Source organism: Saccharopolyspora sp. NPDC047091 (genome assembly GCF_040643635.1).
Lineage (GTDB): Bacteria > Actinomycetota > Actinomycetes > Mycobacteriales > Pseudonocardiaceae > Saccharopolyspora_C.
Genome location: NZ_JBEYUS010000003.1, coordinates 21,386 through 39,436 on the forward strand (window position 1 = coordinate 21,386; position 18,051 = coordinate 39,436).

At 75.6% G+C, this 18,051-nt stretch carries 8 protein-coding genes; 5 read left to right on the forward strand and 3 right to left on the reverse strand.

The features are described 5' to 3' along the window. Positions 1–229: 229 nt before the first annotated feature. The 5 genes from ABZ805_RS02450 to ABZ805_RS02470 all read left to right on the forward strand — a co-directional run bounded on the left by ABZ805_RS02450 (position 230) and on the right by ABZ805_RS02470 (position 15,077). Positions 230–11,545 (forward strand): amino acid adenylation domain-containing protein, encoded by an 11,316-nt coding sequence (locus tag ABZ805_RS02450; RefSeq protein ID WP_358433127.1) that lies wholly within the window; start codon positions 230–232, stop codon positions 11,543–11,545. Further along, positions 11,542–11,757: an MbtH family protein gene (locus ABZ805_RS02455; RefSeq protein ID WP_358433128.1), complete on the forward strand. Its 216-nt coding sequence runs from the start codon at positions 11,542–11,544 to the stop codon at positions 11,755–11,757. The genes ABZ805_RS02450 and ABZ805_RS02455 overlap by 4 nt, the downstream gene beginning before the upstream one ends. Further along, on the forward strand, positions 11,754–13,589 hold the full coding sequence (locus ABZ805_RS02460) for a class I adenylate-forming enzyme family protein (RefSeq protein ID WP_358433130.1): 1,836 nt from the start codon (positions 11,754–11,756) through the stop codon (positions 13,587–13,589). The genes ABZ805_RS02455 and ABZ805_RS02460 overlap by 4 nt, the downstream gene beginning before the upstream one ends. Positions 13,590–13,591: 2 nt before the next feature. Beyond that, a complete protein-coding gene (locus ABZ805_RS02465) occupies positions 13,592–14,128 on the forward strand; it encodes a cupin domain-containing protein (RefSeq protein WP_358433133.1) in 537 nt (178 codons plus the stop codon). A gap of 109 nt (positions 14,129–14,237) precedes the next feature. Beyond that, on the forward strand, positions 14,238–15,077 hold the full coding sequence (locus ABZ805_RS02470; protein WP_358433136.1) for an isocitrate lyase/phosphoenolpyruvate mutase family protein: 840 nt from the start codon (positions 14,238–14,240) through the stop codon (positions 15,075–15,077). Here ABZ805_RS02470 and ABZ805_RS02475 read toward each other — a convergent pair. The 3 genes from ABZ805_RS02475 to ABZ805_RS02485 form a co-directional block, all read right to left on the reverse strand. Next, positions 15,074–15,715 (reverse strand): histone deacetylase, encoded by a 642-nt coding sequence (locus ABZ805_RS02475; RefSeq protein WP_358433138.1) that lies wholly within the window; start codon positions 15,713–15,715, stop codon positions 15,074–15,076. The genes ABZ805_RS02470 and ABZ805_RS02475 overlap by 4 nt on opposite strands. A gap of 69 nt (positions 15,716–15,784) precedes the next feature. Then, entirely contained in the window at positions 15,785–17,146 is a 1,362-nt protein-coding gene (locus ABZ805_RS02480) for an APC family permease (protein ID WP_358433141.1), read from the reverse strand. A gap of 11 nt (positions 17,147–17,157) precedes the next feature. Next, positions 17,158–18,033 carry a carbon-nitrogen hydrolase family protein gene (locus ABZ805_RS02485; protein ID WP_358433144.1) on the reverse strand — a complete coding sequence of 292 codons (876 nt, stop codon included), beginning with the start codon at positions 18,031–18,033 and terminating at the stop codon, positions 17,158–17,160. Positions 18,034–18,051 lie beyond the last annotated feature (18 nt).

Genomic DNA, 18,051 nt, shown 5'->3' on the forward strand with positions numbered 1-18,051 from the left:
CAGGACGTGAGCGAGGGAGATCGCCGTCCGCCGAGCGGGAGCTGCGGCCGGACCAGGTACGGGGAGCGCGGCACCGCCGCACCCCGCCACGGCTGACACCACTTTCCCCGCAGTGAACCGAGATCCGTCGACCCGCGCGTCCCGCGGGCGATGACCCCTGGGCCGCCCCGATGACCGGCGCGGCGAGCCGAGGCCGGCGCACGCAGGCCATTCCCGTGAGGAACGACCGATGAACCTGGGCCAGAACTCCGCCGAGCCGCCGTTGTCCGAAGCCGAACTGGGCATCTGGATCGCCGAGCGCGCCGCGTCCGGCGCCCGTTCCCGCTACCTGTGGGGCGAGTACGTCGACCTCGCCGGGCCGCTGGATGCGGCGCTGCTGGTGGTGGCGGTGCGCCGTGCCGCGGGCGAGGCGACCGCGCTGCACGCGACGTTCACCGCGGACGCCGACGGGCTGCCGCGCCGCCGGTCGCAGGCCGTCGACCTCGCGGTGCCGGTGCTCGACCTGCGCGCCGAACCCGACCCGCCGGCCGCCGCCGCGGCGTGGATGCGCGCCGAACTGGACCGGCCGGTGGACCTGGGCGCCGGGCCGCTGTTCGGCGCCGCGGTGCTGCGCGTCGCCGAGGAGCGGCACCTGCTGTTCCAGCGGGTGCACCACATCGCGCTGGACGGGGTCGGGATGACCCTGCTGTCGCAGCGGATCGCGGAGGTCTACGCGCACCTCGTCGCCGCGGAGCCGGTTCCGGAGCACGGCTGGGCGGAACCGGACGTGCTGCGGTCCGAAGAGGACGAATACCGCGGCTCCGCCGAGTTCGAGGACGATCGCCGGTGGTGGCGGGAGAAACTCGCCGACGGGCCGGGATTCGCGAGCATGGTGTCCCGGCCCGCGGCCGCGGCGGACCGGTCGCTGCGGTTGAGCTCCACTGTGGACGAAGCGGGTTTCGCGGCGCTGCGGACGGGCGCCGACCGGCTGGGGCAGCGCTGGTCCCGGCTGGTCGTGGCCGCCGCCGCGCTGCACGCGCACGCCGCCACCGGCAGCCGGGACGTGGTGCTGAGCCTGCCGGTGCCCGGCCGCACCACCGAGCCGGCCCGCCGCACGCCGTCGATGTCGGCGAACGTGCTGCCGCTGCGGCTGCGGGTGGACCCGGCCGCCACCGCGGGCGAGTTCACGGCGCAGGTCGCCGCCGCGATCGCCGAGGTGCAGCGCCACCAGCGGTACCGGGGCGAGCGGCTGCGCCGCGAACTGGGCTACCCGGAGGACGGGCGGGTGTTCTTCGGGCCGGTGGTGAACGTGCAGAAGTTCGCCTACGGCTTGGAATTCGGCGCGTGCACCGCGACCGTGCACAATCTGCAGGCGCCGCCGTCCGAGGACTTCTCGGTGGTGGCCTACGACCGCGGCGACGGCGAGCTGCGGTTCGACTTCGACGCGAACCCCGCCAACCACGACGAGCCGCTGCTGGCGGCCGCGCGGGACCGCTACCTGCGGTTGCTGCGGCAGCTGGCGGACGCCCCGCCGGAGCTGCCGCTGGCGCGGCTGGACCCGCTGTCCGAGCAGCAGCGCGCCGAGGTCGCGGCCGCGGGAACCGGCGCGCCGCCGGCGTCCCCGGGCGAGGACGTGCTGGAGGCGTTCGCCGCGCGGGTGCGCCGCGCCCCGGACGCGATCGCGGTGCGCGAGGCGGCCACCGGCCGGGCGTGGACCTACCGGGAGCTGGACGCGCGCGCCGCCGGGCTCGCGGCCCGCCTGGTCGCGGCCGGGACGCGGGTGTCGACGCCGGTGGGGCTGCTGCTGGACCGCTCGGCGGACCTGGTGGTGGCGGTGCTGGCCGTGGTGCGGGCGGGCGCGGCGTACGTGCCGCTGCACCGGGGTGACGCGCCCGGCCGGTTGCGGGGCATCGCGCAGCGGGCGGGCCTGGAGGTGCTGGTCACCGATGCCGCGGACGAGTTCTCCGCGTGGTTCCAGGACATCGGGCCGGTGCTCGACCCGGAACCCGGCTCGACCGGAGCCGAGCCGCCGGTGCTCGACCCGGAGAACCTGGCGTGCGTCATGTTCACCTCCGGCTCGACCGGGGAGCCGAAGGGCGTCGCGATCACCCGCGGCGACCTGGTGCGGCTGGCCGCCGATCGCTGGTGGGCGGAAGGCGCGGCGCAGCGGGTGCTGCTGCACTCCCCGCACGCGTTCGACGCGCTCACCCTGGAGCTGTGGGTGCCGCTGCTGACCGGTGGCGAAGTGGTCACCGCGCCGCCCGGCACCACCGACCTCGGCGTGCTGGCCGAGACGATCGCCGCGCACCGCATCACCGGGCTGTGGCTCACCGCGGGCCTGTTCGGCGCGCTCGCCGCGGAGAACCCCGGCTGCCTGGCCGGGGTGCGGCAGGTGTGGACCGGCGGTGACGTCGTCTCGCCGGAGGCGGCACGGCGGGTGCGGCAGGCGGTGCCCGGCCTGACCGTGATCAACGGGTACGGACCGACCGAGACCACCGTGTTCGCCACCCGCTACCCGGTGCCCGCCGATCCGCCCGCGGTGCTGCCGATCGGTGCGCCGCTGGACGGCAAGCGGGTGCACCTGCTCGACGACGCGCTGCGCCAGGTGCCGCCAGGTGTGGTCGGGGAGATCTACCTGAGCGGCGCCGGACTGGCCCGCGGCTACCTCGGCGATCCGGCGGGGACGGCGCACCGGTTCGTGGCCTGCCCGGCGGGCGAGCCGGGCGAGCGGATGTACCGCACCGGTGATCTGGCGCGGTGGAACGCGGACGGGTTGCTGGAGTTCGCCGGGCGCGCCGACTGGCAGGTGAAGCTGCGCGGTTTCCGCATCGAGCTCGGCGAGGTCGAGGCCGCGCTGCTCGCCGCGCCCCGGGTGCGCCGGGCGGCGGCGGTGCTGCGCGAGGACCGGCCCGGCACGCGGCGGCTGGTGGGCTACGTCGTCGGCGCGACACCGGACGCGGCCGAGGTCGCGGCCTGCGCGGCCGAGCTGCTGCCGCCGTTCATGGTTCCCGCGGTGGTCGTGCCGGTGCCGGAGTTGCCGTTGACCCGCAACGGGAAGCTGGACCGGGCCGCGCTGCCCGCACCGCCGGACGTGGTCTCGGGTCCGGTCGAGCCCGCGGCGCCGGACGGGTCGGCGGAACGGGTGCTGCGCGAGCTGCTCGGCGAGGTCCTCGGGGTGGCGGACGTGCCGTCGGACGCCGACTTCTTCGCGCTCGGCGGCGACAGCATAACCGCGATCCAGTTCGCCAGCCGCGCCCGCCGTGCCGGGTTCGAGCTCGGCACCGCCGACGTGTTCCGCCACCCGTCCGTCGCGGGACTCGCGCGGCACGCGGGGGCGCCGGCCGCGGCGCCCGCACCGGTGCGCCCGGCCGCGGAGCGCGGGCCGCTCCCGCTGACGCCGATCATGCACTGGTTCCGGGAGCTGGGCGGTGCGGTCGCCGGGTTCGCGCAGTGCGCGGTGCTGCGCACTCCGGCCGGGCTCGACGAGCAGCGGCTGCGGGCCGTGCTGGACGCGGTGCTCGCCCGGCACGAAGCGCTGGGCATGCGGCTGTCCACGACGGACGGGATCTGGTCCTGGGAGATCGGCGGCCCGGCCCGCTGCGAGCCGCTGCGCGTGGACGTCCGCGATCGCGCCGAACCGGAACTGATCGCGCTCGCCGTGGAGCATTCGGTTGCGGCGCAACGAGAGCTCGATCCCGAGTCCGGCAGCGCGGTGCGGGCGGTGTGGCTCGACGCGGCCCCCGAACCCGGCATCCTCGTGCTCGCCGCGCATCACCTGGCGGTGGACGGCGTCTCCTGGCGCATCCTGCTCGACGACCTGCGCGCGGCGGGAACCGCGCTCGCCGCCGGTCGGACGCCGGAGATCGCACCGGCCGGCACCTCGTTCGGCGACTGGGCGCACGCGCTGGAGCGCCGCGCCCGGCACCCCGAGGTGCAGGCGGAATTCCCGCTGTGGCGGGACATCGCGTCCACCGAGCAACCACTGCCGTTGCGGCTGGACGCGGAGCGCGACCGGGAATCCACCCGCGCGCACGAAGCGCGCACGCTGCCCGCCGAGGTCACCGGCGAGCTGGTGCACCACGCCGCCACCGCTTTCGGCTGCCCGCTGGACACGCTGCTGCTGGCCGCGTTCGCGCAGGCCGCCGCCGGGCTCGGCACCGACGGGCCGGTCCTGGTGGACGTGGAGCGGCACGGGCGCGAGGAGTTCGACCCCGGTCAGGACCTGGCGCGCACCGTCGGCTGGTTCACCACCACGTTCCCGGTGCGCCTCGACGTGCGCGGCGCCGGACTCGACGAACTGCTGGACCGGGTTCGCGCCGAACTGGACCGGGTGCCGCGCAACGGCATCGGGCACGGGCTGCTGCGGTACCTGAACCCGCAGACCGCGCCGGTCCTGGCCGCGGGCACCCGGCCGCTGCTCGGGTTCAACTACCTTGGCCGGTTCGACACCGCGGGCGACCGGAATTGGGCGCCGCTCCCGGGAGCGGGCGTGCTGGGGTCCGCGATGCCCGCGGACCTGCCGCTGAGCCACGCCGTCGAACTGGACGCGCTGATCACCGACGGGGACGGCGGGCCGGAGCTGACCGCGAACTGGTCGTGGGCGGGCGAACTCGTGCCGCGGCGGCAGGTCGCGGAGGTCGTCGACCGGTGGTGCGCGCTGCTCGCCGAGTTCGCCGCCGAGGCCCGGCGGCGCCGCGAGCAGGACGGCGGTGAGCTGCTGCCGGTGCCGCCGCTGGCGCAGGGGCTGCTGTTCCACTCGCTGTTCGACCGGGCGGGTACCGACCCGTACCTGGTGCAGTTCGCCTTCGAGCTCACCGGTGCGTTGGACGCGGCGGCGCTGCGCGGCGCGGTGCATGCGCTGCTGCGCAGGCACCCGCAGCTCAGCGCCGGTTTCCGGCACGGCGCCGACGGCGTCCCGGTGCAGCTGTGGCCGCACCGGTTCGAGGTCGGCTGGACCGAGCTGGACGCGCCCGCCGAAGCCGACGTCACCCGGTACCTGGACGCCGACCGGGTGCGCCGCTTCGACCTGGCCGAGCCGCCGCTGCTGCGGGCCGCGCTGTTGCGCACCGGGCCGGACCGGCACGTGTTCGTGCTGACCACGCACCACGTGCTGCTCGACGGCTGGTCGATGCCGGTGCTGATCCGGGATCTGTTCGCGCTGCACGCGGGCGAGCAGCTGCCGGAACCCGTGCCGTACCGGCACTTCCTCGACTGGCTGGGCGCGCAGGACCTGGACGCGCACGAGGCGGCCTGGCGGGCGCTGCTGTCCGATGTGGACGAACCGACGCTGGTGGCCGCGCCCGGCGCGAGCACCGCGCCGCACCGCCGGACGCACCGCGAACTGGACGAGGCCGCCACCGAACGGCTCCGCGCGACCGCCCGCGCCCGCGGCGTCACCACCAACGCGCTGGTCCAGCTGGGCTGGGGAGTGCTGCTGGGCGCGTTGACCGGGCGGGACGACGTGGTCTTCGGCGCCACCGTGTCCGGCAGGCCCGCCGAATTGCCCGGGGTGGAGGAGATCGTCGGGCTGCTGATCAACACGGTGCCGGTGCGGGTGCGGCTCGACCCGCACCGCAGGACCGCCGATGCGCTCGCCGCGCTGCGCGCGCAGCAGCTGCACGTGCTGGAGCACCAGCACGTGGACCTCGCCCGGCTGCAGGCCATCGCCGGGCGCGGCGACCTGTTCGACACCGTCGTCGTGTTCGAGAACTACCCGCCGGAGCGGGCGGACGCGCCGGACGGGCCGCGGATCACCGGGATGCGGGTGCACGACGGCACGCACTACCCGCTCTCGCTGATCGTGCTGCCCGGCGAGCGGCTCGGGTTCCGGCTGGACCACCGCACCGACGTCGCCGACGAGGCCGCGGCGCGGCTGCTGCTGGACCGGCTCGCCGCGGTGCTGGACCGGATCTGCGCCGCACCGGACGCGCCGCTCGGCGCCGTGGACCTGCTGCTGCCCGGCGAGCGCGGCACCCCGGCACCGCTGCCGGACCGGGACGGCGGCACCCTGCCGGAGCTGTTCGAGCGGCACGCCGCGGCACGGCCCGACGCGCCGGCCGCGTCCTGCGGGGAGGAGCGCCTCACCTACGGCGAGCTGAACGCGCGCGCCAACCGGCTGGCCCGACTGCTGGCCGATCGAGGTGCCGGGCGCGGCCGGCTGGTGGCGCTGGCGCTACCCCGCGGCCTCGACCAGGTGGTGGCGCTGCTGGCGGTGCTCAAGACCGGCGCGGCCTACCTGCCGCTGGACCCCGACCACCCGGGCGAACGGCAGCGCGAGGTGCTTGCGGACGCGGCACCGGCCCTGGTCGTCGCGGCCCGCGCCACGGCCCCCACCTGCGCCGCCGAGGTGCTGGTGGTCGAGGACGTCGACGACGCGGCGATCTCCGGCGCCGACCTGGGCGTGCCGATCCGGCCCGGCGACCCGGCGTACGCGATCTACACCTCCGGTTCGACCGGCAGGCCGAAGGGCGTGCTGGTGACGCACGACAACGTGCACCGGCTGCTGGCCGCGGGCGATCGGCACTTCGGGTTCGGGCCGGACGACGTGCACGCGCTGTTCCACTCCTGCGCCTTCGACATGTCGGTGTGGGAGCTGTGGGCCGCGCTCGGGCGCGGCGGGCGGCTCGTCGTGGTCCCGTTCGACGTGAGCCGGTCGCCGCGCGAGTTCCGCGAGCTGCTGCGGCGCGAGCGGGTCACCGCGCTGTCCCAGACGCCGTCGGCCTACTACCAGCTGGTCGAGGCCGGGGCCGAGCCGCCGTCGGTGCGCAGCGTCGTGCTCGGCGGCGAACCGCTGGACCCGGCGCGCATCGCCGGGCGCATCGCCGCCGACGGCCTCCGCGCCATCAACATGTACGGGATCACCGAGACCACCGTGCACAGCACGTTCGCCGAGCTCACCGACCCGGCGGAGACCCGCGGCGTCGTCGGCGCCGGGCTGGACGACGTGCGGCTGCACCTGCTCGACCACGCGCTGCGCCCGGTGCCCCCGGGCTGTCCTGGCGAGATCTACGTGGCAGGACGCGGCGTGGCGCTCGGGTACCTGAACCGGCCCGGGCTGAGCGCGAGCCGGTTCGTCGCCGACCCGTTCGGACCGCCCGGCTCCCGGATGTACCGCTCCGGCGACCTGGGCCGCGCGCTGCCGGACGGATCGCTGGAGCACCTCGGCCGCACCGACCAGCAGGTGCAGGTGCGCGGCTTCCGCATCGAACCGGCCGAGGTCGAGCACGCGCTGGAACGCCACGACGCCGTGGACCGCGCCGTCGTGCTGCCGCAGGACGGCCCCGGCGGAGCGCGGCTGGTGGCCTACGTGCGGCTCGCCGCCGCCGCGGCGCCGACGGAGCTGCTCGCGCACGCCGCCGCGCTGCTGCCCCGCTACATGGTGCCGTCGTTCCTGCTGCCGGTCGACGAGATCCCGTTGACCCCCAACGGGAAGCTGGACCGGCGGGCGCTGCCCGCCCCGGAGTCCGGCCGCGCGCCGGGGCGGCCACCGGCCACCTCGGTGGAGCGGTTCCTGCGGGAGGCGTTCGCCGCGGTGCTGGACGTGCCGGAGATCGGGGTGGACGAGAGCTTCTTCGACTGCGGCGGGCATTCCCTGCTGGCCACCCAGCTGATCAACCGGGTGCGCTCCGGGCTAGGCGTGGAGCTCGACGTGCGCACCCTGTTCGACGCGCCCACCGTCGAAGGCCTCGCCCGGCACCTCGCCGAACGCGGCGAGACCGCCCGGCCCCGGTTGCGCGCGGGACGCCGCCCGGAGCGGGTGCCGCTCTCGCCTGCGCAGCGCCGGTTGTGGTTCACCAGCGGCTTCGCCGAGTTCGGCGACACCTACAACCTGCGGTTCGCGCACCGGTTGCGCGGGCGGCTCGACGCGGCGGCGTTGCGCGCGGCCTGGCAGGACGTGGTGGACCGGCACGAGGTGCTGCGCACCACGATCGCCGAGGCGGACGACGGCCCGTGGCAGCGCGTCCTGCCGCCCGGCGAGGTGCGCTTCGAGCACGTTCGACTGTCCGAAGTGGACCTGATCGATCGGATGGCCGCCGACGCGGCGCACCGCTTCGACCTGGCCGCCGAGGCACCGCTGCGCGTCACCCTGTACGAGACTGGGCCCGCGGAGCACGCGCTGCTGGTGCTGCTGCACCACATCGCCGCCGACGGCTGGTCCTTCGCGCCGCTGAGCCGCGACCTGTCCACGGCCTACCGCGCCCGGCTCGGCGGTGCGGCTCCGCACTGGTCGCACGAACCCGTGCAGTACGCGGACTTCGCGCTGTGGCAACGAGATATCGACACTGCATCCGACCTGGAGCACTGGACCGAGGTGCTGCGCGGCGCACCGCAGCTGCTGCCGCTGCCCACCGACCACCCGCGGCCCGCGGCGTCCGCCCACCGCGGCGAGACCATCGAGGTCGAGTTCGGCGCCGCGACGCACGAGGCCGCCGCCCGGCTCGCCCGGGACCACGACGTCAGCCCCTTCATGGTGCTGCACGCCGCGCTCGCCGCCCTGCTGCACCGGCACGGCGCGGGCGCGGACATCCCCATCGGGACCCCCGTCGCCGGGCGCGGGGACGCCGCGCTGCACGACGCCGTCGGCTGCTTCGTGAACACCGTGGTGCTGCGCACCGACCTGTCCGGGCGGCCCACCTTCCGCGACCTGCTGCGGCGGGTCCGGGCGGTCGACCTGGACGCCTTCGACCACCAGGACCTGCCGTTCGAGCAGCTCGTCGAAGTGCTGCGGCCGCCGCGCTCGCTGGCCCACCACCCGCTGTTCCAGGTGATGCTCGCCTTCCAGGACACCCCGCCCACCGAGTTCGACCTGCCCGGCGCCGACGTCGCACCGCTGGACCTGCACGGCGGCTCCTCCCGGATGGACCTGCTGTTCAGCCTGCGCACCCGGCACGACGCGGCGGGCGAACCCGCGGGCATCAGCGGCGTGGTCGAGTACGACACCGAGCTGTTCACCCCGGACACCGCGCGAGCGCTCATCGGCAGGCTGGAACGACTGCTGCTGTCCGCCGCGGCCGACCCGGGGCAGGACGTGGCGGCGCTCGCCGTGCTCGGCGAACCGGAACGCGCCGCCCTGCTGCGCACCGGCGAAGGACCGGATGGTGAAGCGCCGGGAGCCGCGGCGCACGAGCTGTTCGCCGAGCACACCGCCCGGAACCCGGCCGCCCTCGCCCTGGTCCACGAGGACCGCGAACTCTCCCGCCGCGACCTGTCCGAGCGCGTCGAGCGGATCGCCGCCGACCTCACCGCCGCCGGAGCAGGGCCGGGCGACCTCGTCGCACTGCGGCTGCACCGCGGGCCGGACCTGGTCGCGGCGGTGCTCGCGGTGCACACCGCCGGGGCCGCCTACCTGCCGTGCGACCCGGACCTGCCGCCGCGGCGCGCCGCGGACCTGCTCGCCGACGCCCGGCCCGGGTTGCTGCTCGACCACGACGGGACCGGCGCGGTGCGCTGCTCCCGCCTGTCCGGCACGCCCGCCCAGGTGCCGCCCGGCACCGCGTACGTGCTGCACACCTCCGGCTCCACCGGCAGGCCCAAGGGGGTGGTGGTGCCGCAGGACGCGGTGCGCAACCTGCTCGCCGAGCTGCGCGACCGGCTGCGCCCCGGGCCGGGGGAGCGGATCCTGGCCGCCGCGCCCGCCGGATTCGACATGTCCGTGCCCGAACTGCTGCTCGGACCGGCCACCGGAGCCGCCGTGGTGCTCGCCGGGCGGGACACCGTCCGCGACCCGCGGCTGCTGCTCGCCCTCTTGGTGCGGCAACGGGTGACGATCGTGCAGGCCACGCCATCGCTGTGGCACGCGCTGCTGGCCGCCGACGGCGCCGCGCCCGCGCTCGACGGGCTGCGGGTCGTGGTCGGCGGTGAGTTCGTACCGGGTCCGCTCGCCGACCGGCTACGCGCGCTCGGCTGCGAGGTGCACGCCTGCTACGGGCCCACCGAGACCACCGTCTGGTCCACCGTGCACCAGGTCACCGGCCCGCAGTCCGCGGGCGTGCCGCTCGGGACACCGCTGCGCGGCACCCGCTGCCTGGTGCTGGACCCCCGGCTCGAACCGGTGCCGCCGGGCGTCGTCGGCGAGCTCTACCTCGCCGGGCGCGGCGTGGCCACCGGCTACCTGCACCGCACCGCCCGCACCGCGCAGCGCTTCGTCGCCGACCCGTTCGGGCCGCCCGGCGGCCGGATGTACCGGACCGGCGACCTCGCCTCCCGGGACGCCGCCGGAACGCTGCGCTTCCACGGCCGCGAGGACGACCAGGTCAAGATCCGCGGGCACCGGGTGGAACTCGGCGAGGTCGAAGCGGTGCTCGCCGGGCACCCGCAGGTGCGTGCCGCCGCCGTCGCCGTGCACGACCACGACGAGCAGGACCGCAGGTTGGTGGCGCACCTGGTCGCCCCCGGCGCCGACCTCGGCTCGGTGCGCGCGCACCTCGTGGAGCGGCTGCCCGCGCACATGATCCCGTCCCGGCTGCTGCTCATCGACCGGCTTCCCCTGTCGGACAACGGGAAGCTGCTGCGCGACCGGCTGCCCGCGCCCGAGCGGGCGGCGGGCACGGGCAGCACGGGGAACACGGACAGCACCGGGCCTGAGCTGAGCGCGGTGTTCGCCGAGGTGCTCGGCGTGGCGCACGTCGGGCCGGAGGAGAACTTCTTCGAGCTCGGCGGACATTCGCTGCTCGCGGTGCGGCTCGTGGACCGGGTCGCGGCGCGCCTCGGCACCCGGCCGCAGCTGCGCGACGTGTTCGCCGCACCCACCCCCGCCGCGCTGGAGCACGTGCTGCGCACCGGCTCCGGACCCACCGGGCACCTGGTGCCGCTGCGGACCGGCGGCACGGCCGCGCCGGTGGTGTGCGTGCACCCGCTCAGCGGGCTCGCCTGGCTCTACGCCGGCCTGCTCGCCCACCTGGATCCCGCGCACCCGGTGCTCGGGGTGCAGGGCATCGGCGCCGGCGGCGTCGTCGACCTGCCCGCGAGCATCGACGAGATGGCCGAGCGCTACCTCGCCGAACTCCGCGCCGCGCACCCGCACGGGCCGTACCACCTGGTGGGCTGGTCGTTCGGCGGCGTGGTCGCGCACGCGATGGCGGAACGGCTCGGCGACGACGCCGGACTGCTGTGCCTCATCGACCCGCCGCTGCCCGAACCCGGTGGCGCGGCGGACGAGATCGACCCGGCGCGGATCCACCGCGTGCTGCTCACCTCCGTCGACCAGGACGGCACCGGCGAACCCACCTTCGCCGAGGTGTCCGCGGCGCTGCGCCGGGAGGGCAGCGCGCTCGCCGCCCTCACCGAGCAGGACGTCGCCGACGTCGTCACCGGATCCCGGCACAACGCGGCCCTGCTGCGCGACCACCGGATGGGCCACCGCAGCGGCGACACCGTCCACATCGGAACGTCCGAGGGCCCCGATCCGCAGCGCTGGCGCGCCCACCTCGACGGGCCGTTCACCACCTACCACCTGGACCACCCGCACCACCGGATCATGCAGCCGCGGCACGTCGGCGAGATCGGCGCCGTGCTGCGCGAACACCTGCGCCACCACACCGCGACCGAGGAGGACCGGCGGCCATGACGAACCCGTTCGACGACGAGGACGGCACTTTCCTGGTGCTGCGCAACGAAGAGCTCCAGCACTCGCTGTGGCCCGCGTTCGCCGCGGTGCCCGCGGGCTGGGACGTGGTGCTCGACGCGACCGGCCGGGACGCGGCGCTGGAGTACGTCGAGCAGCACTGGACCGACCTGCGCCCCGCCTCGCTGCGCGGCGGAACGGAGCCCGCGCGATGAACCACCGGCCCGAACTGGCCGCGCTGCCGCCCGGGGCGCGCGTCGTGATCCGGCTGCCCAACGGGCCCGAGCTCGCCGCCGTGCTGCTGGACTGCTTCGACCGCGAACTGGTCGCGGTGCCGCTGGCGCCGCGCGGCACCGACCTGCCCGAGATCGTGCGGCGCGTGCGGGCGAGCGCCGTCGTCGAACAGCAGGCGGGCACCACCACCGTCCGGACCACCGGGCTCGCGGCCGAGCACCCGGAAGCCGCCGGGCTCGCGTTCATCATGTTCACCTCCGGCTCCACCGGACGGCCGAAGGGCGTGCGGCTCGGGCGGGCCGCCGTGCTCGGCAACGCCGCGAAGACCGCCGCGCTGCACGGGATCGCGCCGGACCGTCCACATGGGACATGCCTGCCGCTGTACCACTGCAACGCCCTGGTGCTGTCGCTGCTCGGCACCCACCTCACCGGGGCGCCGCTCGTGCTGCACCCCCGGTTCGACCCGGCCGGCTACTTCGCCGACCTCGCCGCGGCCGGAGCGCGGACCGCCTCGATCGTCCCGGCGCTGCTGTCCGACCTGGTCGACGCCGCACCGGACTGGCCGCCGGACCTGGAGTACCTGATCACCGCGGCGGCCCCGCTCACCGGCGACCTCGCGCACCGGTTCCACCGGCGCTACGGGCCGCGGCTGCGGCAGGGCTACGGGCTCACCGAAGCCGTCAACTTCAGCTGCACCGCACCGAGGTTCGACGGCGCGGGCTTCACCGAGCACTACCTGGACCGGTTCCCGCCCGTCGGCGAAGCGCTGCCCGGCACCGAACTGCGGCTCGACGCGGGCGAGGTGCAGATCCGCACCCCCGACCTGATGGACGGCTACTGGGAGGACCCGGCCGCCACCGCCGAGGCGCTCACCCCCGACGGCTGGCTGCGCACCGGCGACCTCGGCGAACTGCGGGACGACCGGCTGCTGGTGCTGCGCGGGCGCACCGCGGAGCGGATCAACCGCGGCGGCGAGAAGCACTACCCGCTGGAGGTCGAACGCGGCTGGCGCACCGCCGGGCTCACCGGCCGGTTCGCCGCCGTGGGCGTCGCGGAACCCGCGCTGGGGCAGGAGATCGGGCTCGTCACCGCCGACGCCGACGTGGACGAGGTGCGGGACCTGTGCGCCCGCGCCGAACCGCGGCCCGCCGTGCTGCGGCTGGGCGGGTACCGCGCGACCGCCACCGGGAAACCGCGCCGCTCCGCGATGGGCGCGAGCCTCGCCGCGCGGCGGCAGCCCCCGGACCGCTACGCGCGGCTGCTCGCGCACGCGGGCGCCACCGCCCGCGCGATGCTGCGTGAGGCGCCCCGCTCGGCCGACGAGGAACTGCGCAGGCTCGTCGCGCACGCGCCGCGGACCCCGGTGCTCGGCGGCGACGACGCCTGCGCGGCCTGGGACTTCCTGCGGGAGCACTGGCTCGACGAGGAGGACGGGAGCGCCGCGAAAACCCGGTGGCGCGCCCGCCTCACCGCCTGCTGGCCGCTGTCCGCCCACGTGGACCTCGCCGCCGCCGTGGCCGCCGCCGAAGGCGCCCCCGCCGTCGCCGTCCCGTTCGGCGAGGAGACCACCGTGCAGGACGGCCGGCTGCTGCTGCTCCCGCACGCGAGCCCGACCACCACCGGAGCCGCGCCCTGGGCGCTCGGCCCGGTGTGGACGTTCCTCACCGGCGGCACCCGCCACCGGGTGGACCGGTGGAACCGGATGCGCCGGCTGCGGCACGACGGGCACGCCCTCGTGGGCTGCTCCGTGCTGCGCGCCGGACGGCACGATCTCGGCGGCGTCGTCTGGGCCCGCCCGAAGGACGAGGAGTGAACGTGGAACACCCGCTGCAGATCACCGACTGGGCGAAGAACTCCCTCCACGACGACCACACCGAGCTCCGCGTGGAGCACGCCGAGCTCGAAGTCCCCATGCACGGCACCGCCGCCGCGAGCGGCCGCGAACTGGCGACCAACGGCGAGATCGGCGCCGACCTGATCCGGTTGCCCGCCGGACACGGATTCGTACCGCACACCCATCCCGGGCACCACGTGCTCACCGTCGTCGCGGGCATCGGCACCATCACCTACGGCGGGCGCATCCACGAGACCCGTGCGGGGCAGACGTTCCTCGTCGAAGGGGAGGTGCCGCACGCGGTCGGCGCCGTCACCGACCACCTCATCGTCGCCGTCGGCGCCCCGCACAAGCGCATCGACTCGACGGACCGGATGACGCCGGTGCCGTACGAGGAGATCATCGCCGACGACGGGGACCTCACCTGCCTGCTGTGCGAGAAGACGGCGGGCGCGCCGAAGTACCTGCACTCGCTGGGCTGTCCGCACTGCCCGTGCCGGGAGTGCGCGGGGATGTGAGGACCGCGGGCGCGAGATCGGCGGTCGCGGCGACACGCGTGGCGCGCCGCCGCTGTCGGTGCGGCGGGTCAGAATGCGGGCGGACCGGTCACCGAAGCAGAGGACGCCCGTGGAACTCACCGCCGCTGAACAGCACCGCCGCGCCACCGCCTTCGCCGAGCTGCACCGCGGGCCGGGGACGTTCGTGCTCCCGAACCCGTGGGACGCGGGCACCGCCCGGATCCTGGCGGGGCTCGGCTACACCGCGCTGGGCACCACCAGCGGGGGTCTCGCGAGCCGGTTGGGCCGCCGCGACGCGGCCCGCCAGGTGAGCTTGGACGAGGCGGTGGACAACGTGCGGGAGATCGCCGAGGCCACCGAGCTGCCGGTGTCCGCGGACCTGGAGAACGGCTACGGCGACGAGCCGCGGGACGCCGCCGACGCGGTGCGCGCGGCCGCGCTCGCCGGAGCCGTCGGCGGGTCCGTGGAGGACGCCACCGGGCGTGCCGACGACCCGATCTACGACCTGGACCGCGCGGCCGAGCGGATCGCGGCGGCCGCGGCGGCGGCGCGGGAGCTGCCGTTCCCGTTCACCCTCACCGCCCGCGCCGAGAACTTCCTGCACGGCCGCGCGGACCTGGCCGACACGATCCGCCGGTTGCAGGCCTACGAGGAGGCCGGGGCCGATGTGCTGTACGCGCCCGCGCTGCCGGACGCCGAGGCGATCCACGCCGTGTGCTCGGCCGTCACGGCACCGGTGAACGTGCTCGCGGTCGGTGCGGCCCGCGCGCTGTCCGTGGCCGACCTGGCGGAACTGGGGGTGCGGCGGATCAGCCTCGGGTCGACGTTGGCCCGCGCCGCGCTGAGCGCACTGGTGCACGAGGCGCGCGAGATCGCCGCCGGCACCTTCCCCGACCCGGCCGGGGTGCTCTCCGGCGCCGACCTGGCGGAGCTGTTCGACCGCCGCTAGTCCTCGGGCCGGTCGGCGAGCCGGGCGATGTCCGCCGCGCGCCAGCTCCCGCGGGCGCCCGGCATCGCCGCCAAGTGCTCGGCCGCGGTGCGCGCGTCCCAGCCCTGACCGGCGCGCAACCCGCCGAGCAGCATCCGCAGGTACTCCGCCGACGGTGCCAGCAGCGGCACCTCGGCGGCGGACCACGGCGCGGTGAAGGTGAGCACCGGGTGCCCGTCCCGCTCGCCGACGTGCAGCAGCGTCTCGTAGCGGCCCGGTCCGATCACCTGCCGCCCGGTGCGCAGCACCTCCCGCAGGTCCAGGTCCCCGCCGGGTTCCCGGTACATCTCCTGCGCCACCACGTCCGCGAACTGCCCGGGCGTCACCAGGTACGCGCGCAGCGCCGCCGAGCCGGGCAGCTCGGGATCGAGGAACGCGCGGCCGCCGCCCCACACCTGCGATTCGGTCGCGAAGTACACGCCGCCCGGCGTCCGGTGCCCGCCGGTGCGCCGCGGTGGCCGCGGATCGCGGGAGCCCGGGCAGGCGCGGCGGCCGCCGGGCGGGGTGCCGCCTTCCAGGTAGTGCCGGAACCGGTCGGCGTGCATGTTCGAGCCGTAGCTCGCGTACCAGATCAGCTCGGGTGCGGAGTCGAAGCCCATCGGCCCATGATCGCGGGTGATCGGCCCACCGGACCACGCTGCCGGTCGGGTGGGCCGCTCACCCGGGGGTCAGGACGCTTCGGCGGGCGCGGGGGCCGATTCCTCCGGCTGCATCTCGGGCGGCGGGTCGCGGAACAGCCGGGTGCGGTAGGCGAGGTAGCCGACGCCGAGCACCAGCCAGCAGCCGCCGAGCAGCAGCGCCGCCGGATCCAGGTTCACCAGCAGCCACAGGTCGATCAGCGCGCCCACCGCGGGCAGCAGCAGGTACGTCCACCAGGACAGCGACTCGCCCGCCTTGCGCCGCCGCACGAACAGCCCGATCACGCTCAGGTTCACCGAGGTGAACGCGACGAACGCGCCGAAGTTGATGAACGACGTGGAGGTGGACACGTCGAGGAACACGGCGATCAGCCCGATGACGCCGGTCAGCGCGATGTTCACCGCGGGCGTCCGGAACCGCGGGTGCAGCCTGCCGAACAGCCTGCGCGGCAGCACGTCGTCCCGGCCCATCGCGAACAGCAGCCGCGCCGCACCGGCCTGCGCGGCCAGCCCGGAGGCGAACTGGGCGACGATCAGCCCGGCCAGCAGCAGCGCGGCGACGGCGTCCCCGGCGATGGTGCGGGCGATCTCGAACACCGCCGAGTCGGGGTCGGCGAACGCGGCACCGGGGTGCGCCAGCTGCGTCGCCCAGGCGACGACGACGAAGATGCCGCCGCCGATCAGCGTGATGAGCAGGATCGCGCGCGGCATCGTGCGCCGCGGGTCCACCGTCTCCTCGGTGAGCGTGGTGACCGCGTCGAAGCCGAGGAACGAGTACGCGGCCAGCGCGGCGCCGGCGGACACGCCCGCGGCGGTGGTGCTCGGATTCAGGAAGGGCTCCGCGCTCAGCAGCGCCCCGGTCCCGGAGGTGGTGAACACGTGGCGCAGCGACAGCACCACGAAGATCACGATCACCAGCACCTGGAACGACATCAGCACCGAGTTCGTCTTGTCCGCGACCTTGATGCCCAGCACGTTCAGCGCGGTGGTCGCGACGATGAACAGCACGATCCACAGCCCGAACGGCACGTCCGGGAACTGCGCGCGCAGGTAGGTGGCGCCGAGCAGCCAGATCACCATCGGCAGGAAGAAGTAGTCCAGTAGCACCACCCAGCCCACCAGGAACCCGGCGCGCGAGTCGAGGGTGCGCCGCGCGTAGGTGTAGGCCGAACCGGCGACCGGGAAGGCGGCGGCCATCTTGCCGTAGCTGTGCGCGGTGAACAGCATCGCCACCATCGCCAGCAGGTACGCGGTCGGCACCGATCCGCTGGTCTCCTCGGCGACGACGCCGAAGGTGCCGAGCACGATCATCGGCGCCATGTAGGCGACGCCGAACAGCACGACGGAGTGCAGTCGCAGCGACCGGTTCAGGACCGGTGCGTTTCCGGGCATGTGCGTGGCTCCTAGTCGTGCGCCGGGCCGGCGGGGCGCCAGCGGTGCGGGTCGATGCGGCCGTCGTAGAGCGGCAGCGCGATGGGGGAGTCGGCGGCGGTGAACTGGTCCCAGACGCGGTTGAGCCCCGCGGTGCCGTCGGTGCGGATCCGCCGCACCTCGTCGAGGTCGACCGTGGTGGCGAGCACGCCGGGTTCGGCGCCTTCGGCGTGCGCCAGCACCTGCCCTTCCGGGCCGACGAGCAGGCCGTCCCCGGTGCCGACGGGCGCGGCGGCGTTCACGCTCGCCACGAAGACCTGGTTGGTGATGGCGTTCGCGCGCGCCAGCACCAGTTCCTGCGCCCGGTCCGGGGTGGTGGTCTGCACCGGGTTGAGCACGAGCTCGGCGCCCATCCAGGCCAGGTGCCGCGCCACCTCGGGGAACCAGGCGTCGTAGCAGATGCTGAAGCCGATGCGGCCGATCCCGGGCGCGTCGAACACGACGAACCGGTCGCCGGGGTCGTAGGGCTCGTAGGGCCGCCACGGGAAGACCTTGCGGTACCAGGAGACCAGTTCGCCCTCGGGAGAGAACACCAGCGCCGTGTTGAACAGCTCTCCGCCCGCGCCGCGTTCGCAGACGCTGCCGGGCGCGAGCCACACGCCGAGGTCCCCGGCGAGTTCGGCGAGCCGCCGGGTGCGGGGCCCGTGCAGCGGTTCGGCGGCGTCGGTGAGCTGCGCGTTCCGGTCCGGGCCGGTGACGCCGCACAGGTGCAGTTCCGGGTAGGCCACCAGCCGGGTCCCGGGGTGCTCGGCGAGCAGCGCCTCCACCTGGGCGGTGAACTCGTCCGGGGGTGCGGTCGCGGGCAGCGGGGGTTCCTGCGCCAGCGCGAGCGGCAGTGGTCGGGGCATCGGGTCTCGTTTCCAGGT